General features: G+C 42.3%; 19 protein-coding genes. 16 read left to right on the forward strand and 3 right to left on the reverse strand.

Features of this window, described 5'->3' with window-relative positions:
* Positions 1–15 precede the first annotated feature (15 nt).
* From AXF18_RS07950 to AXF18_RS07985, 8 genes are all read left to right on the forward strand, one after another.
* On the forward strand, positions 16–570 hold the full coding sequence (locus AXF18_RS07950) for a hypothetical protein (RefSeq protein WP_049520315.1): 555 nt from the start codon (positions 16–18) through the stop codon (positions 568–570).
* Positions 571–1,192: 622 nt separating this feature from the next.
* The gene (locus AXF18_RS07955) at positions 1,193–2,653 is read left to right on the forward strand and encodes an aminotransferase class I/II-fold pyridoxal phosphate-dependent enzyme (RefSeq protein WP_049500914.1); all 1,461 of its coding nucleotides are present in this window, start codon (positions 1,193–1,195) and stop codon (positions 2,651–2,653) included.
* Positions 2,654–3,514, forward strand: a complete 861-nt coding sequence (gene speE, locus AXF18_RS07960) for a polyamine aminopropyltransferase (RefSeq protein WP_000366713.1) — start codon at positions 2,654–2,656, stop codon at positions 3,512–3,514. It abuts the gene before it with no gap.
* Positions 3,511–4,770: a saccharopine dehydrogenase family protein gene (locus AXF18_RS07965; protein ID WP_049478257.1), complete on the forward strand. Its 1,260-nt coding sequence runs from the start codon at positions 3,511–3,513 to the stop codon at positions 4,768–4,770. The genes speE and AXF18_RS07965 overlap by 4 nt, the downstream gene beginning before the upstream one ends.
* Positions 4,770–5,897, forward strand: coding sequence for a carboxynorspermidine decarboxylase (gene nspC / locus AXF18_RS07970; RefSeq protein ID WP_065371775.1), 1,128 nt, complete (start codon positions 4,770–4,772; stop codon positions 5,895–5,897). The genes AXF18_RS07965 and nspC overlap by 1 nt, the downstream gene beginning before the upstream one ends.
* On the forward strand, positions 5,894–6,979 hold the full coding sequence (aguA, locus tag AXF18_RS07975) for an agmatine deiminase (protein ID WP_000573460.1): 1,086 nt from the start codon (positions 5,894–5,896) through the stop codon (positions 6,977–6,979). The genes nspC and aguA overlap by 4 nt, the downstream gene beginning before the upstream one ends.
* Before the next feature lie 9 nt (positions 6,980–6,988).
* Positions 6,989–7,864, forward strand: a complete 876-nt coding sequence (gene aguB / locus AXF18_RS07980) for an N-carbamoylputrescine amidase (protein ID WP_065371776.1) — start codon at positions 6,989–6,991, stop codon at positions 7,862–7,864.
* 144 nt (positions 7,865–8,008) lie between these two features.
* On the forward strand, positions 8,009–8,746 hold the full coding sequence (locus AXF18_RS07985; protein ID WP_000759213.1) for a TraX family protein: 738 nt from the start codon (positions 8,009–8,011) through the stop codon (positions 8,744–8,746).
* A 45-nt stretch (positions 8,747–8,791) separates the two neighbouring features.
* Here the strand turns inward: AXF18_RS07985 and AXF18_RS07990 are convergent, their stop codons facing one another.
* Positions 8,792–9,553: a Cof-type HAD-IIB family hydrolase gene (locus tag AXF18_RS07990; RefSeq protein WP_065371777.1), complete on the reverse strand. Its 762-nt coding sequence runs from the start codon at positions 9,551–9,553 to the stop codon at positions 8,792–8,794.
* A 146-nt stretch (positions 9,554–9,699) separates the two neighbouring features.
* Here AXF18_RS07990 and AXF18_RS07995 point away from each other — a divergent pair, with 146 nt between their 5' ends.
* The 5 genes from AXF18_RS07995 to AXF18_RS08015 all read left to right on the forward strand — a co-directional run bounded on the left by AXF18_RS07995 (position 9,700) and on the right by AXF18_RS08015 (position 18,789).
* The gene (locus AXF18_RS07995) at positions 9,700–10,161 is read left to right on the forward strand and encodes a MarR family winged helix-turn-helix transcriptional regulator (RefSeq protein WP_000049664.1); all 462 of its coding nucleotides are present in this window, start codon (positions 9,700–9,702) and stop codon (positions 10,159–10,161) included.
* Positions 10,154–10,573: an EVE domain-containing protein gene (locus AXF18_RS08000; protein ID WP_001138495.1), complete on the forward strand. Its 420-nt coding sequence runs from the start codon at positions 10,154–10,156 to the stop codon at positions 10,571–10,573. The genes AXF18_RS07995 and AXF18_RS08000 overlap by 8 nt, the downstream gene beginning before the upstream one ends.
* Positions 10,574–10,679: 106 nt before the next feature.
* Positions 10,680–13,955 carry an ATP-dependent nuclease subunit B gene (gene rexB / locus AXF18_RS08005; RefSeq protein WP_065371778.1) on the forward strand — a complete coding sequence of 1,092 codons (3,276 nt, stop codon included), beginning with the start codon at positions 10,680–10,682 and terminating at the stop codon, positions 13,953–13,955.
* Positions 13,952–17,593, forward strand: a complete 3,642-nt coding sequence (addA, locus tag AXF18_RS08010) for a helicase-exonuclease AddAB subunit AddA (RefSeq protein WP_065371779.1) — start codon at positions 13,952–13,954, stop codon at positions 17,591–17,593. The genes rexB and addA overlap by 4 nt, the downstream gene beginning before the upstream one ends.
* Positions 17,594–17,610: 17 nt before the next feature.
* Positions 17,611–18,789, forward strand: a complete 1,179-nt coding sequence (locus AXF18_RS08015; RefSeq protein ID WP_065371780.1) for a hypothetical protein — start codon at positions 17,611–17,613, stop codon at positions 18,787–18,789.
* Between the two features lie 33 nt (positions 18,790–18,822).
* On the opposite strand, the gene AXF18_RS08020 is transcribed toward AXF18_RS08015, so the two are convergent.
* Complete coding sequence (locus tag AXF18_RS08020) at positions 18,823–19,179, reverse strand: type II toxin-antitoxin system PemK/MazF family toxin (RefSeq protein WP_065371781.1); 357 nt, start codon at positions 19,177–19,179, stop codon at positions 18,823–18,825.
* Positions 19,163–19,378 carry a hypothetical protein gene (locus AXF18_RS08025; protein ID WP_001028395.1) on the reverse strand — a complete coding sequence of 72 codons (216 nt, stop codon included), beginning with the start codon at positions 19,376–19,378 and terminating at the stop codon, positions 19,163–19,165. Before AXF18_RS08025 ends, AXF18_RS08020 begins: the two co-directional genes overlap by 17 nt.
* Before the next feature lie 215 nt (positions 19,379–19,593).
* Here AXF18_RS08025 and ylqF point away from each other — a divergent pair, with 215 nt between their 5' ends.
* Genes ylqF through AXF18_RS08040 form a run of 3 tightly spaced genes read left to right on the forward strand, consistent with a single transcriptional unit; the run spans position 19,594 to position 22,774 of the window.
* Positions 19,594–20,445 carry a ribosome biogenesis GTPase YlqF gene (gene ylqF / locus AXF18_RS08030; RefSeq protein WP_065371782.1) on the forward strand — a complete coding sequence of 284 codons (852 nt, stop codon included), beginning with the start codon at positions 19,594–19,596 and terminating at the stop codon, positions 20,443–20,445.
* Entirely contained in the window at positions 20,432–21,211 is a 780-nt protein-coding gene (locus AXF18_RS08035; protein ID WP_000207523.1) for a ribonuclease HII, read from the forward strand. The genes ylqF and AXF18_RS08035 overlap by 14 nt, the downstream gene beginning before the upstream one ends.
* A 12-nt stretch (positions 21,212–21,223) precedes the next feature.
* Positions 21,224–22,774: a ClC family H(+)/Cl(-) exchange transporter gene (locus AXF18_RS08040; RefSeq protein WP_049479614.1), complete on the forward strand. Its 1,551-nt coding sequence runs from the start codon at positions 21,224–21,226 to the stop codon at positions 22,772–22,774.
* Positions 22,775–22,809: the final 35 nt, after the last annotated feature.

Genomic DNA, 22,809 nt, shown 5'->3' on the forward strand with positions numbered 1-22,809 from the left:
TGGAGGACTAAAGAGATGGAAAAAATTGAATGGGAAAATGCAAAGACGCGTTTAGATGCCTTGCTTGTCATTGTTGAGTATCGAACAGATCCAAACAAGCCCTGGCTTCGATTGATCAGTAAGACAGAGGAGAGCTATGGGGTCCGTTACCTTATCGACAACGGTTCTGGTGATTCTCTAGATGTGATCTTTACCGATAAAATGATCCTTATAAAGGGCTTTGATCATGAAAGCAGTTTGAGTCAATTTGCTGCGGATGAGTGGAATCAAGATATCATAGACGGATTTTATAAAGGACTGGATGAAAAGTATCAAATCCTATACTCAGAAGAGCAAAAAGAAGAAACAACCTTCTTTATCTGGTATGACGGTCAAGAGCATCAAAATAGCTACCAAGATCAGGACGGTGGCGAATGGTTATTATCCTATTTCTTTGACAGTTTTGAGAAATTTCATGAGTTTGTAGAGTACTATTATTCAATTACCGTAGATGAGGACTTACTTAGAAAACTTTACAAACAAGGACAGCTTTCAGAAGTAGAATTGGAGCAGTTGATTCTTACTTCCTAGCTGGAAATATGTATAAAATCTGATGAAAAGAATTGATTTTCAATATCAAGTCATACTTTAAGATTATTAAAATATCTAATGGTTGTAGTTTCTTTTTTCTTACTTCTTTGACGTTTTAAAGCGATTTCTTTTTGTCATTGAATAATATTCCACGAACAAAAAACAAAATTATTTAAAAAAGTTTCACAAAATGCTTTACAAGCTCTTATAAACATGATATAGTTATAAGGCTTAGAAAATGAGAAGATGTTTTCTAGCAAATATAAACCCGAGTAAAAAATGCCTACGGACAGGCAGGGTTGAATGCCGAAGCGTGGTTGAAAAGCCACATTATTGATAGGGTTAAAAGCCTACTTTTATAAGTTGATGTTAGGACGCTTGTCCTAATTCATAAATTTTTAGTGTGGTGAAAGCACACGTCATCTTGTGAAACGATCAATAAAGTACGTAATATTTGCTACTAGAGAGTTAGGAAACATCGGGAACAGACATACTCAACAGAAACCAAAATAAACACGTCAGAAGATTGCAGAGCAGGTGAAAACCTGCTCTTTTTTCATAAGTCAACCTTTAGTCGCCTTTATCTTTTTGAGGTGCTAAAAATACGGTAAAGGAGTATGTCTTGAAGAAGTTAGATCAAAACCAAGCCCCAATTTACGAGGCCTTGGTCAAGCTACGCAAGAAAAGAATTGTCCCCTTTGATGTGCCAGGTCACAAGCGTGGACGGGGAAATCCTGAACTTGTCGAACTGTTAGGAGAAAAATGTGTTGGCATTGATGTCAATTCTATGAAACCCTTGGATAATCTTGGTCATCCCATTTCGATTATTCGGGATGCGGAGGAATTAGCTGCGGATGCTTTTGGTGCAGCCCATGCCTTTCTCATGATTGGGGGAACAACTTCATCTGTTCAAACCATGATTCTTTCCACCTGCAAGGCGGGAGATAAGATTATTCTTCCACGAAATGTCCACAAATCTGCTATCAATGCGTTGGTTCTATGTGGTGCCATTCCCATCTATATCGAGATGAGTGTAGATCCCAAAATCGGCATCGCATTAGGACTTGAAAATGACCGTGTTGCCCAGGCAATTAAGGAGCATCCAGATGCTAAAGCTATCCTAATCAACAATCCTACTTACTATGGGATTTGTTCGGATCTGAGAGGATTAACAGAGATGGCTCACGAAGTGGGCATGCTAGTTTTAGTGGATGAAGCTCATGGTGCGCATTTGCATTTTACAGATAAACTTCCAATTTCTGCTATGGATGCAGGTGCTGATATGGCGGCGGTCTCTATGCATAAGTCTGGTGGGAGTCTGACCCAAAGCTCCATTTTACTTATCGGGGAGCAGATGAATCTTGAATACGTTCGTCAGATTATCAACCTGACCCAGTCTACATCAGCATCTTACCTGCTGATGGCAAGTCTCGATGTTTCTCGTAGAAACCTAGCCCTTCGTGGTAAAGAGTCCTTTGAGAAAGTTATTGAGTTATCTGAGTATGCTCGTCGTGAAATCAATGCCATCGGTGGCTACTACGCCTACTCAAAAGAGTTAATAGACGGTGTCTCGGTTTGTGATTTTGACGTGACTAAGTTATCAGTCTACACTCAGGGGATTGGTTTAACAGGGATTGAAGTTTATGATCTCTTACGGGATGAATATGACATTCAGATCGAGTTTGGTGATATTGGCAATATCTTAGCTTATATTTCCATTGGCGACCGCATCCAAGACATCGAGCGCTTAGTCGGTGCTTTGGCTGATATTAAGAGACTCTATTCTCGAGATGGGAAGGACTTGATTGCTGGAGAATATATCCAGCCCGAGTTGGTGCTGTCTCCACAAGAAGCCTTCTATTCAGAAAGAAAAAGTTTAACCTTGGATGATTCTGTTGGACAAGTCTGTGGGGAATTTGTCATGTGCTATCCTCCAGGGATACCAATCCTAGCACCAGGTGAACGGATTACACGAGAGATTGTGGATTATATACAATTCGCCAAGGAACGTGGTTGCTCCCTCCAAGGGACGGAAGATCCAGAAGTCAATCACATCAACATCATTGAGAGAAAGGAGAACTAGATGGATTTATGGTTTTCTGAAGTTCATACTCCAGATGTGAAACTGTCCCTGAGAACAGCCAAGCAACTCTATGCTGGAAAAAGTGAGTGGCAGGATATTGAGGTATTAGATACACCAGCTTTTGGAAAGATATTGATCTTAAATGGCCATGTCTTGTTTTCAGATGCAGATGATTTTGTTTACAATGAAATGACCGTCCACGTACCCATGGCTGTCCATCCAAATCCAAAGAAAGTATTGGTTATTGGGGGTGGTGACGGGGGTGTTGCCCAAGTATTAACACTCTATCCTGAACTGGAACAAATCGATATTGTGGAACCGGATGAGATGTTGGTTGAAGTCTGTCGTGAGTATTTCCCAGACTTTGCTGCAGGGCTAGATGATCCTCGTGTTACCATTTACTACCAAAATGGGCTTCGTTTTTTACGAAACTGTGAGGATGATTACGATATCATTATCAACGATGCGACAGATCCATTTGGGCATACGGAAGGGCTTTTTACCAAGGAATTTTACGGGAACAGCTACAGAGCTTTGAAAGAGGATGGTATCATGATTTACCAGCATGGGAGTCCGTTTTTTGACGAGGATGAGTCAGCTTGCCGAAGCATGCACCGCAAGGTCAATCAAGCCTTTCCAATCAGCCGGGTCTATCAGGCCCATATCCCAACCAGTCCAGCGGGCTATTGGTTGTTTGGATTTGCATCGAAAAAATACCACCCTGTCAAAGATTTTGACAAGGAAGGCTGGAAAAAACGCCAGCTTTTCACAGAATACTATACTGCAAACTTACATGTGGGAGCCTTTATGTTGCCTAAGTATGTTGAGGATATTTTAGAAGAAGAGGAAGGGAAAAAATGAGTCGTTTATTAGTTATCGGATGTGGGGGCGTTGCCCAAGTTGCTATTTCAAAGATTTGCCAAGATAGCGAAACATTTACAGAGATTATGATTGCTAGTCGTACTAAGTCAAAATGTGATGACTTGAAAGCTAAATTAGAAGGCACAACAAGTACAAAGATTGAGACAGCTGCTCTTGATGCTGACAAGGTTCAAGAAGTGATTGCCTTGATTGAAAGCTACAAACCAGAAGCTGTTTTGAATGTAGCACTCCCATATCAAGACTTGACTATTATGGACGCTTGTTTAGCAACAGGAGTCCACTATATTGACACAGCCAACTACGAAGCTGAGGACACAGAAGACCCTGAATGGCGTGCGATTTATGAAAAACGCTGCAAGGAGCTTGGTTTTACAGCTTACTTTGACTACTCATGGCAATGGGCTTATCAGGAAAAATTTAAAGAAGCAGGCTTGACAGCTCTTCTTGGATCTGGTTTTGACCCAGGTGTGACCAGCGTCTTTTCTGCTTACGCACTTAAACACTATTTTGATGAAATCCACTATATCGACATTTTAGACTGTAATGGTGGTGACCACGGTTATCCATTTGCAACAAACTTTAACCCAGAAATCAATCTCCGCGAGGTTTCTGCGCCAGGTTCTTACTGGGAAGATGGAAAATGGGTCGAAGTTGAAGCTATGTCTATCAAACGTGAGTATGATTTCCCACAAGTTGGACAGAAAGACATGTATCTCCTTCACCATGAAGAAATCGAATCACTGGCAAAAAATATTCCAGGCGTTAAACGGATTCGTTTCTTTATGACTTTTGGTCAATCCTATCTAACGCATATGAAATGCTTGGAAAACGTTGGTCTCCTTCGTACGGATGCTATTAACTTCAACGGACAAGAAATAGTGCCAATCCAATTCTTAAAAGCCTTGCTTCCAGACCCTGCAAGCCTTGGCCCACGCACTGTTGGAAAAACCAATATCGGTTGTATCTTTACAGGTGTCAAAGACGGAGTTGAAAAGACCATCTACATCTACAATGTTTGCGACCATCAGGAATGTTACGCTGAGGTTGGCTCCCAAGCTATTTCTTACACGACTGGAGTTCCAGCTATGATTGGAACAAAATTAGTTATGAACGGTACTTGGAAACAACCTGGAGTTTACAACCTTGAAGAGTTGGATCCAGATCCATTTATGGAAGCTTTGAATGAGTACGGCTTGCCTTGGGTTGTGGTTGAAAACCCTCAAATGGTGGACTAATGAAGTTAGAACAAGTACCCACACCAGCTTATGTCATTGACTTGGCCAAGTTAGAAGCCAACTGCCGTATTTTACAATATGTTCAGGAAGAAGCGGGCTGCAAGGTTTTACTGGCCCAGAAGGCTTATTCTCTCTACAAAACCTACCCCATGATTAGCCAGTATCTATCTGGTACAACTGCAAGTGGTCTCTATGAGGCCAAGTTAGCTAGAGAAGAGTTCCCGGGAGAAGTCCATGTATTTGCACCTGCTTTCAAGGATGCAGACTTGGAGGAATTGCTGGAGATAACGGATCATATCGTCTTCAACTCAGAGAGACAGTTGCGCAAACACGGTCCTCGTTGCCGAGAGGCTGGTATTAGTGTCGGTTTGCGCCTCAACCCACAGTGTTCAACTCAAGGAGATCACGCGCTCTATGACCCTTGTGCTCCGGGATCTCGGTTTGGAGTTACTCTTGATAAGATACCGAGTGATTTGCTGGACTTAGTAGATGGTCTTCATTTTCACACCCTTTGCGAGCAGGGGGCGGATGATTTAGAGACAACTTTGAAAGCAGTCGAAGCGCAGTTTGGACCCTATTTGTATCAAGTTAAATGGCTCAATATGGGTGGTGGACACCACATCACCAGAGAAGACTACGATGTGGATTTGCTGATTTCAGAAATCAAGCGTATCCGAGAAACTTACAATCTTGAAGTCTATATCGAGCCGGGTGAAGCTATTGCGCTCAATGCGGGTTATCTAGCAACTGAAGTATTGGACATTGTCGAAAACGGTATGGATATTTTGATTTTAGATGCCTCCGCGACCTGCCATATGCCAGATGTACTTGAAATGCCCTATCGTCCACCTCTGAGAAATGGATTTGAACCGCAGGAAAAAGCCCATACCTATAGACTTTCTTCCAATACCTGTCTGACGGGTGATGTGATTGGTGATTATAGTTTTGAAAATCCAGTCCAAATCGGTGATAGACTTTACTTTGAAGACATGGCAATCTACTCCTTTGTCAAAAATAATACCTTTAATGGTATTGGCTTGCCAAGTCTCTATCTTATGGACGAGCAGGGAGACTGCAGCTTAGTCAAAGCCTTTGGCTATCAAGACTTTAAAGGGAGATTATCATGATAGAAACTCCGAAAAAAGCAGGCTATCGTATGCCAGCAGAGTACGAACCCCATCATGGCACCCTCATGATCTGGCCGACTCGACCAGGTTCATGGCCCTTTCAAGGAAAGGCTGCCAAAAAAGCATTTAGCCAGATTATTAAGACTATAGCAGAAGGGGAAAGGGTTTACCTTTTGGTGGAGCAGGATTATCTATATGAAGCCCAGTCCTATCTAGGAGACAAGGTTGTTTATTTAGATATCCCGACAAATGATGCCTGGGCGCGTGATACAGGTCCGACCATTCTCGTCAATGATAAAAGAGAAAAATTGGCAGTCGATTGGTCTTTTAATGCCTGGGGTGGGGCTGTGGACGGTCTTTATCAAGATTATGAAGATGATGACCAAGTAGCCAGTCGTTTTTCTGAGTCATTGGAAATTCCTGTTTACGATGCCAAACCTTTTGTCCTAGAAGGAGGCGCAATCCATAGCGATGGTCAAGGGACCATTCTTGTGACTGAAAGTTGCTTACTCAGTCCTGGACGCAATCCCCACCTGTCTAAAGAGCAAATTGAAAACACCTTATTAGAGAGCCTTGGCGCTGAAAAAGTTATCTGGCTGCCTTATGGTATTTATCAGGACGAAACCAATGAACACGTTGACAATGTTGCTGCCTTCGTTGGTCCTGCGGAACTTGTCTTAGCTTGGACAGATGATCAAAACGATCCCCAGTATGCCATGTCAGTAGCTGATTTAGAACTCTTAGAGCAAGAAACAGATGCAAAAGGGCGTCACTTCACCATTCATAAATTGCCAATCCCAGCGCTTCATCAAGTTGTAACCGAAGAAGATTTACCAGGCTATACCTATGAAGAAGGGGAAGAAGAGCGTTATGCAGGTGAACGTCTTGCAGCTTCCTATGTCAATTTCTATATTGCCAACAAGGCTGTCCTTGTTCCCCAATTTCAAGATAAAAACGACCAAGTTGCCCTAGATATCCTCAGCAAGTGTTTCCCAGACCGTAAAGTCGTAGGAATACCAGCTAGAGATATTCTTTTAGGTGGTGGCAATATCCACTGTATCACCCAACAAATCCCAGAATAGGAGAAAAAGATGAGAAATGTAAGAGTTGCAGCGATCCAGATGCAATGTGCCAAGGATGTGACAACAAATATCCAAACCGCAGAGCGTTTAGTACGTCAGGCTGCAGAACAAGGCGCACAAATCATCCTCTTGCCAGAGCTGTTTGAACGTCCCTATTTCTGTCAGGAACGCCAGTATGACTACTACCAGTATGGCCAGTCAGTGACAGAAAATACAGCCATTCAGCATTTTAAAGTGCTTGCTAAGGAATTACAGGTTGTTTTACCGATCAGTTTCTATGAAAAAGATGGCAATGTCTTGTATAACTCAATCGCCGTCATTGATGCTGATGGAGAAGTGCTGGGCGTCTATCGGAAGACCCACATACCAGATGACCATTATTATCAAGAAAAGTTTTATTTTACGCCTGGCAACACTGGCTTCAAGGTCTGGGATACTCGCTACGCTAAGATTGGGATTGGTATCTGTTGGGATCAATGGTTTCCTGAAACAGCGCGCTGTCTTGCTTTGAATGGTGCTGAATTGCTCTTTTATCCTACAGCCATTGGTTCAGAGCCTATCTTAGATACGGACAGTTGTGGTCACTGGCAACGTACCATGCAAGGGCACGCAGCAGCTAATATTGTCCCAGTTATTGCAGCCAATCGCTATGGCTTGGAAGAAGTCACTCCTAGTGAGGAAAATGGTGGACAGAGTTCCAGTCTTGACTTCTACGGTTCCTCCTTTATGACGGATGAAACAGGAGCTATTCTAGAGAGAGCTGAAAGACAAGGAGAAGCTGTTCTGTTAGCAACTTATGACCTTGATAAGGGAGCAAGCGAACGCCTCAACTGGGGACTGTTTCGTGATAGAAGACCAGAAATGTACAAACGAATTACGGACTAGAAGGTATCTTTCATAATAAATTTTTGATATTCACGCCTGTCTTACAAAAATGTAAGATAGGCTTTTTAAATGTAAGATAGGTGTACGATTATACGTGGAAATGTATGCTATACTCTATGTAGATCAAAAAGAAAGAGGTTTATTATGAAAAAATGGAATGCGACGCAGTTGAAGTACCTGATGGCGGCAGTAATGGTTCTAGACCATATCCCGCATATTACCGGGATCGTTTCTCCTCTGTGGGAAGGTATTTTTCACGCTATGACCCGTTGTGTGGGAGTTTGGTTTGCCTATATGGCTATGGAAGGCTTCATCCATACTCGAAATTTGAAAAACTACCTCATCCGCCTCTGGTCTTGGGCGCTGATCATGTTTGCTGGAAATAGCCTCCTCAATGCCCTATTTGCATCCAAAGGAGTAATGGTCACTAATAATATTTTCTTTACTTTGGCCATCGGTGTTACCATGCTTTGGATTGGTTTTCCCAGAAAAGAGCTGGATAAAAAAGAGAAGTTGTGGCGTCGGATTGGGCTTGCTGGTCTCTTGATTTTCGGTTGTCTTTTTACTGAGGGTGGTATCACCATGCTACCATTTCTCTTGATTAGTTACTCTTGTCGAAATCGCAAGGGCTTGCGAAATCTCCTCTATGCCTTTCTGTGGGCCTTCTTGTTAGTGACTTCCATCCAAATTTACGACACTTGGCACCAAACACTGGAAATGATGCTTTTCAATTCTGACTGGCTCTTTATCACCGTATTTCCTTTTACGGCCTTGTATAATGGACAGCGAGGAAAAGAAACCAGTTGGAGTAAATATTTCTTTTATATTTTCTACCCAGCTCATCTATGGATTATAACCTTGATTGCTTATTTGGTTAAGTAACAAAAAAGCAAATAACAGTAATTTCTGTCTATTTGCTTTTCTTTTTTATAAAATATACTTCTCAATCGCACGCGCAACGCCGTCTTCTTCATTGCTGGTTGTAACGTCATTGGCTAAGGATTTGACATGGTCGCTGGCATTTCCCATAGCAATGCCAAGCCCTGCAAACTGAAGCATTTCGATATCGTTATTGGCATCGCCCATGGCCATAATCTCTGAGGGCTCGATCTTCAAAATCGCTGCTAGTCGAGAAAGAGCAGTAGCCTTTGTTGTTCCAAGTGGCATGGCTTCATAAATGACTGGCTGCGAACGAACACCGCTAAATCGTTGACAGAGTTCCTCAGCAAACCGTTGCTCAAAATCGTCTGTTTGCTCTTTTGTTCCTAAAAACATTCCTTGGAACATCCGATATTTACCACTGGTGGCTTCCTCAAGGGAAATTTCAGTCAGGTCTGAAAAGACTAGCTTGGCATCATTTTGAACGATTTGATTAGGCTTGCCACCGAGGACAAAATAATGCTCCTCATCAAAAAGAGTCAACTGGACGTCGCTTTTTTCTGCTAAGTCATAGAGGTATTCGATGTCAGCTGGACTACAACCATTATTGACAATGACACACTCGTTCTGGAGGTCCAGTCCCAATTTTTTATAGTAAGGAAGGACACCGAAAAGCGGGCGACCTGTACAGAGAACCAGTTTGACACCTTTTTCAATGGCTTGGTGAATGGCAGTAATGTGGGCTTGTGGGATTTCCTTGGCTTCGTTAAGGAGGGTTCCGTCCATATCCAAGGCTAGTAGTTTAATCATAAGACTTCCTTTTCTAGGTGTTTTGCTATTATTATAGCATATAGACTATAAAATGTCCGACAGAATTGTAACATTCGACTTTCCTTTTCTTGAAAAACAAAATAAATTCTTATATAATATGTATACTTAATATTTTAGGAGAAAAAATGTCAAAGTATCACTTTAATTCAATTTACAAAAATGATGAAACAGAGTCTACAGGTCTTCTGTTCATTAAAGTCTACAACAAGTGGGAAAGCAACTTAAAAAGAGTTTTGAAATCAGTTGGTCTTACTCTGCCTCAATTTATCGTTTTGACTTCGCTTTTGTTTCTGTCTAATAGAGAGGAATATATAACGCAAGTTGATATTGCTCGGTTCACTGGTATGGATGTCATGACGGTTTCCCAGATTGTTAGACTACTGGAGAAGAAAGACTACATTAAGCGTGATCAACACCCAAAGGATAGTCGGGCAAAACTTGTCTCAGTGACGAAGTCTGGCGCAGAGAAGGTCAATCAAGCTTTACCTTTAGTAGAAGGGGTTGATGAAGAATTTTTTGATAAACTTTCTGAAGATAGAGAAAGTTTTAATCGCATGTTAGTAGAGTTGGAGGATAAAAATGCCTAGATATTGGGTCGGAGTTGTTTCGAAGAACCATGTTTTAAGAGGAGTTGAAGGAAATTTTTGCCAGGTCTGTCATGGAAAGGGTGGCCCCTTAAATCGTATGAAAAAAGGTGACTATCTTTTATACTATAGTCCAAAATACGATATGAACGGTCAAGATAAGTTACAGGCTTTTGTGGCCGTAGGTAAAATTATAGACGACAAGGCCTATCAAGTAGAGCAGTTCGAAGGATTCTTTCCCTTTAGACGTAATGTCGAGTATTATCAACCAGTCAAAGATTGCTCCATAGAAATAGCTAGACAACATCCTGAATGGAGAGACTATACTTCTCGACTTCGTTATGGACATTTTGAAGTTTCCAAAGACTTTTTCCTCTATATCTTTCAGCATATGAAAATGGATGATGAAGTATGATTGATTTGCTAGTTAAATGATTGTCAACTAGAATTTTGGATTTGGACTGTGAAGCGAACTTTGCTATAATAGAGTAAGAAACTTTGATAAACCAAACGAGGCTGAGATGAAATTACTTTATACTGATATTCGGACTTCTTTGACTGAAATTTTAACGAGAGAGGCAGAAGAGCTAGTTGCTGCAGGCAAGCGGGTTTTCTACATCGCCCCCAACTCTCTTTCATTTGAAAAGGAACGCGCCGTGCTGGAATGCTTGTCCCAGCAGGCTTCTTTTGCGATTACCGTCACGCGCTTTGCTCAAATGGCTCGTTACCTAGTTTTAAATGATTTGCCTGCCAAGACCAGTCTAGATGATATCGGCCTTGGGATGGCCTTTTATAAATGCCTTGCAGAACTGGATCCCAAAGTCTTACGTGTGTATGGTGCAATTAAGCAGGATCCTCAATTTATCCAGCAGTTGATTGAACTTTATCATGAGATGACGACTGCTCAGATGAGCTTTTTGGACTTGGAAAGTTTGACGGATGAGGATAAACGAGCAGATTTACTCTTGATTTTTGAGCAAGTGACTGCCTATCTCAATCAAGGTCAGTTGGCTCAGGGAAGTCAGTTGTCCCATTTGATTGAGGCTATTGAGAATGACAAGGTAAGCAGTGATTTCAGTCAGATTGCCTTGGTTATTGATGGATTTACCCGTTTTTCTGCCGAGGAAGAGCGTGTAGTGGATCTGCTCCATCGAAAAGGTGCCGAGATTGTTATTGGGGCTTATGCAAGCAAGAAGGCTTATAGCAGTCCGTTCACTGAAGGGAATCTCTACCAAGCCAGTGTGGAATTTCTTCATCATTTGGGGGCAAAATACCAAACACCTGCTCAGGATCGTTCTCAGACACATGAGAAAATGGATAGTTTTGACAAGGCCTCTCGTTTGCTGGAGTCTTCTTATGATTTTTCAGAACTTGCTTTAGATGTAGATGAGAAGGACAGTGAAAACCTGCAAATCTGGTCTTGTTTGACGCAAAAAGAGGAGTTGGAGCTGGTGGCTCGCGCTATTCGTCAGAAATTACATGACCATCCAGAACTGAGTTACAAGAATTTTCGCATTCTCTTAGGGGATGTGACTTCTTACCAGTTATCACTGAAAACCATTTTTGACCAGTATCAGATTCCTTTCTATCTTGGTAGAAGTGAATCCATGGCTCATCATCCTTTGACTCAGTATGTGGAGTCTATTTTACGTTTGAAACGCTACCGTTTTCGTCAGGAGGATTTGATTAATCTCCTCAGAACTGGTCTGTATACCGACCTTAGCCAAGCGGATATTGATGCTTTTGAGCAATATATCCGCTATCTTGGCATCAATGGCTTGCCAGCTTTTCAGCAGAACTTCACAAATTCCCATCATGGAAAATTTGATTTAGAACGCTTGAATGCCCTTCGTCTGCGCGTTTTGGCGCCACTTGAAACCTTATTTGCCAGTCGAAAACAAAAGGCTGAAAATCTCTTGCAAAAGTGGAATACTTTTCTAAAAAATGCTGCTTTAAGCAAGCAGATGCAAGAATTGACAGCTACTATGGAAACACTAGAACAGGAAAGACAAGCCGAAGTTTGGAAAGCCTTCTGCCATGTTTTAGAACAATTTGCGACCGTTTTTTCCGGTTCACAAGTTAGTCTAGAGGACTTCCTGTCCTTGCTTCATTCTGGGATGAGTTTGTCCCAGTATCGCACCATTCCAGCAACTGTTGATACTGTTCTGGTGCAGAGTTACGATCTGATTGCCCCTCTGACCGCTGACTTTGTCTACGCCATTGGGCTGACTCAGGATTATTTACCCAAAATTGCGCAAAACACCAGTCTGTTAACAGACGAAGAAAGACAAAGCCTAAACCAAGCGACTGAAGAGGGAGCGCAATTACTGATTGCAAGTAGTGAAAATCTCAAGAAAAATCGCTATACTATGCTTTCCTTAGTTAATGCTGCCCGCAAGCAGTTGGTGTTATCAGCTCCAAGTCTTCTCAATGAAAATGAGAGTAAGGAATCGGCCTATCTTCAAGAGCTAGTCCATTTTGGATTTAGCCGGATAGAGAAGAAGATTCATCACAAAGGTCTGTCTAAGGATGATATGGGTTCTTATCACAGTCTCTTGTCTAGTCTAGTTGCCTATCATCAACAAGCTACTTCTAGTGAAAATGAGCAAGATGTCACCTTTGTCAAGGTTCTGGCGCGTGTGATGGGTAAAAAACTTGATCAAAAAGGTCTTGCAAATCCTGCTCTCCCAACCAGTCCAAGCAGCAAACCATTAGAGAAAGAGACCTTGCAGGCTCTCTATCCAGCTGACAAGGAGTTTTACCTGTCTACGTCTGGTTTGACAGAGTTTTACCGCAATGAATACAGTTATTTCCTCCGTTATGTCTTAGGTTTGCAGGAAGAATTGCGCCTGCGTCCAGATGCTCGCAGTCACGGGAATTTCTTGCACCGTATTTTTGAACGTGCCTTGAAACTACCTGCTGAAAATTCCTTTGATCAGCGTTTGGAGCAAGCTATCAAGGAAACCAGCCAAGAACGCGAATTTGAAGCTATTTATCAGGAAAGTTTGGAAGCCCAGTTTACCAAGGAAGTTCTACTTGATGTCGCGCGAACTACGGGCCACATCCTTCGTCATAATCCAGCTATCGAAACCATTCAAGAGGAGGCAACATTTGGTGGTAAAGATCAAGCCTTTATTCAATTGGATAATGGTCGCAGTGTCCATGTGCGAGGCAAGGTTGACCGTATTGACCGCCTGAAAGCTGATGGAGCGCTAGGAGTGGTGGACTATAAGTCTAGTTTGACCCAATTCCAGTTTCCTCATTTCTTTAATGGGCTTAATTCCCAACTGCCTACCTATCTTGCTGCCCTAAAAAGAGAAGGGGAGCAGAACTTTTTCGGTGCCATGTACTTGGAAATGACTGAGCCTGTCCAATCTTTATTAGCTGTTAAAAGTCTGGCAGGAGCAGTAGCAGAAGTCAGCAAGTCTATGAAATACCAGGGACTCTTTTTAGAGAAAGAAAGCAGTCACTTGGGAGAGTTTTATAACAAAAACAAGGCCAATCAGCTGACAGACGAGGAATTCCAGCTCCTACTAGACTATAATGCCCATCTGTACAAGAAGGCAGCTGAGAAGATTTTAGAAGGCCAGTTTGCCATCAATCCATATACAGAAAACGGCAGAAGTATTGCTCCATACGTCCAGCAACACCAAGCCATCACAGGTTTTGAAGCAAATTACCACTTGGGACAAGCCCGTTTCCTTGAGAAATTAGAGTTGTCTGACGGCAAACGTCTGGTCGGAGAAAAACTCAAGCAAGCTTGGTTTGAAAAAATAATAGAGGAGTTGAATCGATGAAGCCCATTTCCTTTTTAACTGAGGAAGAAATTCAAAAACTGCAAAAAGCAGAAGCAAGTTCGAGCAAGGAACAGAAGAAAACAGCCGAGCAAATCGAAGCCATTTATACCGCAGGGCAAAATATCCTTGTTTCAGCGTCTGCTGGTTCAGGGAAGACCTTTGTCATGGCAGAGCGTATTCTGGATCAGTTAGCACGTGGTGTGGAAATCAGCCAACTCTTTATCTCGACCTTTACCGTCAAGGCTGCTACAGAACTCAAGGAACGTTTGGAGAAAAAAATCAGCCAACAAATACAAGAAACCGATGATGTCGATCTCAAACAACACTTGGGACGCCAGTTGGCAGATCTACCAAACGCTGCCATCGGAACCATGGACTCCTTCACGCAAAAATTCCTTGGCAAACATGGCTATCTGATTGATATCGCACCGAACTTCCGTATTTTGCAAAATGAAAGTGAACAGTTACTCTTAAAGAACGAAGTTTTTCATCAGGTTTTTGAAGAGCATTACCAAGGTGAAAATAAAGAGAAATTTAGTCGATTAGTGAAAAACTTTGCTGGACGTGGCAAGGATGAACGAGGTCTGCGCCAGCAAGTCTACAAAATCTATGATTTCCTTCAATCCACCAGCAGTCCCCAAAAATGGCTGAACGAGTCTTTCCTCAAAGGGTTTGAAGAAGCTGACTTTGCAAATGAAAAAGACAAACTAACTGAGCAAATCAAGCAGGCGCTTTGGGACTTGGAAAGTTTCTTCCGTTATCATCTGGATAACGATGCCAAGGAGTTTCCAAAAGCTGCCTATTTAGAAAATGTGCAGCTGGTTCTGGATGAAATTAGCTCCTTAAATCAGGAGTCCGATAGCCAGGCTTATCAAGCAGTGCTTACGCGTGTTGTCGTCATCTCTAAGGAGAAAAATGGTCGAGCTCTGGCTAACTCCAGTCGTAAGGCCGATTTAAAGCCACTTGTTGATGCCTACAACGAAGAGAGAAAGGCCCAGTTTGCTAAACTAGGACAACTGGCGGACCAGATAACGATTCTCGACTACCAAGAACATTATCATGAAGATACTTGGGATCTAGCTAAAACCTTCCAAAACTTTATGAGTGATTTTGTGAATGCTTATCGTGAACGTAAACGCCAGGAAAATGCCTTTGAATTTGCTGATATCAGTCATTACACCATTGAGGTTTTAGAGAATTTCCCACAAGTCCGCGAGGCTTATCAGGAACGATTCCATGAAGTCATGGTCGATGAGTATCAGGATACCAACCACATTCAAGAACGAATGCTGGAATTGCTGTCGAATGGTCACAATCGCTTTATGGTGGGAGATATCAAGCAGTCCATCTACCGGTTCCGTCAGGCAGACCCGCAGATTTTCAATGAAAAATTCCAACGCTATGCGCAAAATCCTCAAGAAGGCAAGTTGATTCTCCTCAAGGAAAATTTCCGTAGTAGTTCAGAAGTGCTATCAGCAACCAATGATGTTTTTGGACGCCTTATGGACCAAGAGGTCGGCGAAATCAACTATGATAGCATGCACCAGCTTGTTTTTGCTAATACCAAGCTGGCTCCTAATCCAGACAACAAGGCAGAATTTCTCCTCTACGATAAGGACGATAGTGGGCAAGAGGAAGAAGAAAGTTCTGCAGACACGAAACTCACTGGGGAAATGCGTCTAGTCATCAAGGAAATCTTGAAGCTCCATCAAGAGAAAGGTGTAGCCTTTAAGGAAATTGCCCTTTTGACTTCCAGTCGCAGTCGAAATGACCAGATTCTATTTGCCCTGTCTGAGTACGGAATTCCAGTTAAAACCGACGGTGAGCAAAACAACTACCTCCAATCCCTAGAAGTACAAGTCATGCTGGACACCCTGCGCGTCATTCACAATCCCCTGCAAGACTATGCCTTGGTAGCTCTGATGAAGTCTCCTATGTTTAGTTTCGATGAGGACGAGTTGGCACGCTTGTCCCTTCAGAAAATAGAAGATAAGGCCCAAGAAAATCTCTATGAGAAACTGGTCAATGCTCAAAAACTGGCAACAAGTCAGAAAAACTTGATTTATACAGCTCTAGCTGAAAAACTCAATCAATTCATGGATATTTTGGATTCTTGGCGCTTGTATGCCAAAACCCACTCTCTCTATGACTTGATTTGGAAGATTTACAACGACCGTTTTTACTATGACTATGTTGGAGCCTTGCCAAACGGACCTGCTAGACAGGCCAATCTCTATGCCCTAGCGCTACGTGCTGACCAGTTTGAAAAGAGTAATTTCAAGGGCTTGTCTCGTTTTATCCGTATGATTGACCAAGTCCTAGAAGCCCAGCACGATCTCGCAAGCGTAGCCGTCGCACCGCCTAAAGATGCTGTGGAACTCATGACCATTCACAAGAGCAAAGGCTGTCTCTTATACACATACATGGATCAGGACTTCAACAAGCAAGACTCGATGTCAGACGTCATTCTCAGCCGTCAAAATGGGCTTGGTGTCAAATACATTGCCAAGGTGGAAACAGGAGCAGTGGAAGCACACTATCCTAAAACCATCAAACTCTCCATTCCTAGCCTGACCTATACGCAGAATGAGAAAGAACTGCAACTGGCTAGCTATTCAGAGCAGATGCGTCTGCTGTATGTTGCCATGACAAGGGCTGAGAAAAAGCTCTATCTTGTCGGAAAGGGGTCTCGCGAAAAGCTAGAAGCCAAGGAATATCCGGCAGCAAACAATGGAAAATTAGATGGCAATACCAGACTGCAAGCAAGAAATTTCCAAGATTGGGTCTGGGCTATCAGTAAAATATTTACCAAGGACAATCTCAACTTGAGCTATCGTTTTGTTGGTGAAGACCAGTTGACTAGAGAAGCTATCGGAGAATTGGAAAACAAGAGTCCTCTACAAGATAGTTCTCAAGCAGACAACCGCCAGTCAGAAACCATTAAAGAAGCCCTTGAAATGCTGAAAGAGGTGGAAGTTTATAATACTCTTCACCGCGCAGCCATTGAACTGCCAAGTGTTCAAACACCAAGCCAAATCAAGAAATTCTACGAACCCGTTATGGATATGGAAGGGGTAGAAATTGCTAACCAAACTCCATCACCGGAAAAGCAAATCAGTTTTGATTTACCAGATTTTTCAACTAAAGAAAAGGTAACAGGAGCTGAGATTGGTAGTGCTACTCACGAACTCATGCAGAGAATGGACCTTAGTCAGCAACCAACACTTGCTAGCCTGACAGAAACTCTCAAACAAGTTCAGACTAGTCCAGCTGTCAGAGACAGGATCAATCTTTCTAAAATTCTCGCATTCTTTGATACAGCACTTGGTCAGGAAATTCTCGCTAATACCGACCATCTCTACCGCGAGCAACCTTTCTCCATGCTCAAACGAGACCAAAAGAGTCAGGAAGACTTTGTTGTTCGTGGGATCTTGGATGGCTATCTGCTTTATGAGGATCGTATCGTTCTTTTCGACTACAAGACAGACCGCTACGATGAGCCAAGTCAACTCATAGACCGCTACCGTGGTCAGTTAGCCCTATACGGAGAGGCTTTATCTCGAGCCTATTCGATTGAAAACATAGAAAAATACTTGATTTTGCTCGGCAAAGACGAGGTTCAAGTTGTAAAAGTATAACCTAGAAAGGAGACCTCATGACACTTCCAGTTAGAAAATCCCTGCACGATGCGGTTTTACAGGCTTCAAAAGCCGATACTTGGGATCAAGCTACCAAGGAATGGAATGAAGTTTCCTTGATTTTTAATGGCATTGGCCGTAGTAATTGCGTCTGCGGGAATGCCATAAAATACGCCTACGAACTCTTTAACGGAGTCACAGGCCAACGTCTCTTCCCTATAGGAAGCGACTGTGTTCGTCATTTTCATCGATTGACCCTTGACCAGCAATTGGAAGAGGAAGAAAAAATACTCAGAAAGGTTGAAAATCTGACTAGAAAGGCCCAGAAAAAGGAAAAAATCAAGATCACTAAAAGCGATTTTGACGAACGACTTCTAAAATGGTTTTGGGAAAAAGGTGTTTTCAAAGCCAATCGTGGCAATCAATTCGCGCCTGAGAGAGACTATCAGCTCTTCCTAGAGGTCTTTCAAGGGGGAAGTTGGACCAAGGCAGAGCCAAAGAAAAAGGCTCGTATGGAAGAAGTGCTGGAAAAGTGTATCAAACCTTTTTTACTTGGTAAGACCGATGACCAACTCTACCTTGTCAAACTAGGCAAGGAGAAAATCGACTACGAGCAGCATCTACGGATTCAAGCAGAGAAAGAACGCAAGAAAAGAGATAAAATCGCCAAGCAATACGCTGACAACCTCATTCTTGCTATGGGGCCTGCAGAACGAGCCTATCAAGATTACTTCGGCTTTACAGAAACCTTGACCCAAGAAGAACGAAAATGGGAAAAAATCCTCTTTGGTAAGAATAGAGACGAACGGGCTATCAAGGCTAAACAAAACCAGAAAGAGCTGGAAAAGGATCAGCGGATTGCAAACCAAGATCCGATTGAACGAAAGCAGAAGCAGACTTGGCTTCTTAATTCCTATTTTCGGGATTTGCCTGATGAAAAAGCTAGATTTTCTCGGCTTCTATTAGAATATCGAAAAAGTGGAGAAGTAGCCTTTTCAGATGAATACTTATCTGAGCATCTCATCGATTTTTTCTACAAGATGAAAGCCTTTGAGTTTGAAATTGCACCAGAACAAGTCCGCGATTTTCTAAAAGAATGCCTTCAGGCAGAACATCTATCATCTGCACAAGAAAGTTGGACTAGAGGGATTCTCCTCAATTGTCTTCATCCGTTTTTAGATAGGTTACTCATATAGAAAAAATCCTACCTTGTCTATGCATGGTAGGATTTAAGTATCTCCAAAGATGTACTGGTAAAGTTGGACGACTTTCTGAAAACATTGTGTGTCCATTCTTGTTATTTTTTGAGCATTACGCGTCCGAAAATCAAAGGTATACAGTTGAAATGGATTGACAGCGCCATCTACCTTGTCCGACGAGACAGGAACGAGCAAGCCTTTTTCAGCCAAACGTTGTTGGCCATGAGTGATAGGACAGACAGCTACAAAACCAGTTTGCAAGGCATATTCTTTCCTAGAAACAACCAAGGCAGGTCGCCGTTTCTGGATTTCTCGACCGACTGATGGATCAAAGTCCAGCCAAATGATATCCTGCTTTTCAGGAATATAGTCAGATTTCGCTATCAAGTGACCTTACCCCTTCAAAATCATTTGTCATTCTCAAATCAGTAATCCCATCAAAAGGATCTTTTAGTTTTGGAGCTAAGACAATGACTCCGTCAATCCCTTTGTAGACGACCATTTCTTGACCTTCTGTCATCCCCAAATTTTTAGGAATGGTCACAGTGAGCGAATTCCCCACTTTCCGAGTCTTTACTATATTCATCGCTCTACCTCCACGAAATTGTATACACTAAGTATATACCTGTTGGCAAAAAAAGTCAAGTAAATCCTGACTGGCATCAAGGATGTTTCGCACCTATACTATTTGTCATTTATTGTGGTCAAAGCCTGTGCAAAAGTTCCTCATTTATGATAGAATAGGTAGTAAGAAAGAAAACGTTTTTACTACGTTTTTTTTAGTCGGAAGGGGAAAATATTATGGCTACTATTCAATGGTTTCCGGGCCACATGTCTAAGGCTCGGCGCCAAGTTCAGGAGAATTTAAAGTTTGTTGATTTTGTGACGATTTTGGTGGATGCTCGGCTACCTTTATCTAGTCAAAATCCTATGTTAACCAAGATTGTGGGGGATAAACCAAAGCTTTTGATTTTGAATAAGGCAGATCTTGCTGACCCCGCAATGACCAAAGAATGGCGTCAGTATTTTGAATCACAGGGAATCCAAACTCTGGCTATCAACTCCAAAGAGCAAGTAACTGTAAAAGTTGTGACGGATGCAGCTAAAAAACTCATGGCTGATAAAATTGCACGCCAGAAAGAACGCGGTATCAAGATCGAAACCTTGCGGACCATGATTATCGGAATTCCAAATGCCGGTAAGTCAACTCTCATGAACCGTTTGGCTGGGAAAAAGATTGCAGTTGTCGGCAATAAACCAGGTGTTACTAAGGGGCAACAGTGGCTCAAAACCAATAAAGACCTTGAAATATTAGACACGCCAGGGATTCTCTGGCCTAAGTTCGAAGACGAAACCGTTGCTTTGAAACTAGCCTTGACTGGAGCAATTAAAGATCAACTACTCTCTATGGATGAAGTGACCATTTTTGGTCTCAATTATTTCAAAAAACATTATCCAGAAAAGCTAGCTGAACGCTTCAAACAAATGAAGATAGAAGAAGAAGCACCTGTTATCATCATGGATATGACCCGTGCTCTCGGTTTCCGAGATGATTACGACCGCTTTTACAGCCTCTTCGTCAAGGAAGTCCGTGATGGAAAACTCGGTAACTATACCTTAGATACATTGGACGACATTGATGACGACGATTAAAGAAATCAAAGAACTTCTTGCTACTGTCAAAGAATTAGACAATCCCCTTTTTCTTGAACTGGAAAAGGATAGTCGCTCTGGAGTTCAAAAGGAAATCAGCAAGCGTAAAAAAGCCATTCAGGCTGAACTGGATGAAGACCTTCGCCTAAAAACTATGCTTTCCTATGAAAAAGAACTGTATAAGCAAGGATTGACCTTAGTAGCAGGTGTTGACGAGGTCGGCCGTGGTCCTCTTGCTGGACCTGTAGTCGCTGCAGCCGTTATCTTGCCAAAAAATTGTAAGATTAGAGGCCTCAACGATAGCAAAAAAATCCCTAAAAAGAAACATCTGGAAATTTATCAAGCTGTTCAAGACCAAGCCTTGGCAATCGGGATTGGTATCATGGATAATCAGGTCATCGACCAAGTCAATATCTATGAAGCAACCAAACTTGCCATGAAGGAAGCAATCTCCCAGCTCAGTCTCCAACCCGAGCACCTCTTGATAGATGCCATGAAACTGGAGTTACCAATTTCACAAACCTCCATTATCAAAGGAGATGCTAACTCCCTCTCTATCGCAGCTGCATCTATAGTGGCCAAGGTGACACGGGATGAATTGATGAAGGAATACGATCAGCAATATCCTGGCTATGATTTCACGACTAATGCAGGCTATGGAACAGCTAAACATCTAGAAGGGCTTGAAAAACTAGGTGTCACCCCAATTCACCGAACCAGTTTTGAACCAGTCAAAACACTGGTTTCAACTAAGAAAGACAAGTAAGAGGAAATGATTATGGAGGAACAGTCAGAAACACTTAGTTCCAAGAAAGAATTTGCCTTTGCCTCAAGCACCATATTATCCCAAGTTGGACGAGGAATCATTGTTGGTCTCGTCGTCGGGCTAATCGTCGGATCCTTTCGTTTCTTAATCGAAAAGGGTTTCCATCTGATACAAGGACTCTATCAAGATCAATCGCACTTAGTGCGCAATCTTTTTATCATTGGCCTATTTTATGTAATAGTTTGCTGGCTTAGCGCGAAACTAACTCGGTCAGAAAAAGATATCAAGGGTTCAGGAATTCCTCAAGTCGAAGCCGAACTAAAAGGACTCATGTCTCTTAACTGGTGGAGTGTCCTCTGGAAGAAATATGTATTAGGGATTCTTGCTATTGCCAGTGGCCTTATGCTAGGTCGAGAAGGACCAAGTATTCAACTTGGAGCAGTTGGTGGTAAAGGTATAGCCAAGTGGCTCAAATCTAGCCCAGTAGAGGAACGTTCCCTGATCGCCAGTGGAGCTGCTGCAGGTTTAGCCGCTGCCTTTAATGCACCGATTGCAGGCCTCCTCTTTGTTGTAGAAGAAGTCTATCATCATTTTTCACGCTTTTTCTGGGTCTCAACACTAGCAGCTAGTCTCGTAGCAAACTTTGTTTCTCTGCTCATATTTGGGCTAACACCTGTACTGGATATGCCAGATAACATTCCTCTCATGACCCTAGACCAGTATTGGATATACCTCCTTATGGGAGTTTTTCTCGGGTTTTCTGGTTTTCTCTATGAGAAAGCTGTACTCAATGTTGGTCGAATTTATGACTGGATTAGTCAAAAAATCCATTTAGATAGAGCTTATTATCCAATCCTAGCCTTTATCCTTATCATACCAGTCGGGATTTTCTTGCCACAAATTCTTGGTGGTGGAAATCAGCTGGTTCTTTCCTTAACTGAGCAAAATTTTAGTTTTCAAGTTCTATTAGCTTACTTTTTGATCCGCTTTATTTGGAGCATGATTAGTTATGGAAGTGGCCTTCCAGGAGGAATTTTCCTTCCCATTCTGGCGCTTGGTTCCTTACTTGGTGCCCTAGTCGGTGTCATTTGTGTCAATCTGGGGCTTGTCAGTCAGGAGCAGTTTCCTATATTTGTCATTTTAGGAATGAGTGGCTACTTTGGGGCAATATCCAAGGCTCCCTTAACCGCTATGATACTTGTTACTGAGATGGTAGGGGACATTCGAAACCTCATGCCACTTGGATTGGTAACCCTAGTTGCCTATATCATCATGGATTTACTTAAAGGTGCGCCAGTCTATGAGGCCATGCTAGAAAAAATGCTGCCAGAAGAAGCGACAGATGAAAGAGAAGTCACACTCATTGAAATCCCCGTATCTGATAAAATCGCTGGAAAACAGGTTCATGAACTCAACTTGCCACATAACGTACTCATCACAACCCAAGTCCATAATGGCAAAAGCCAAACAGTTAACGGCTCAACTAGAATGTATCTTGGTGATATGATTCACCTAGTGATTCCAAAAAGTGAAATTGGAAAAGTCAAAGATTTGTTGTTATAAGTTCTGTTTACATAATTTATTTTACGCAAAATATC

It is taken from the genome of Streptococcus sp. oral taxon 064, from assembly GCF_001683375.1.
GTDB classification, from domain to species: domain Bacteria; phylum Bacillota; class Bacilli; order Lactobacillales; family Streptococcaceae; genus Streptococcus; species Streptococcus oralis_S.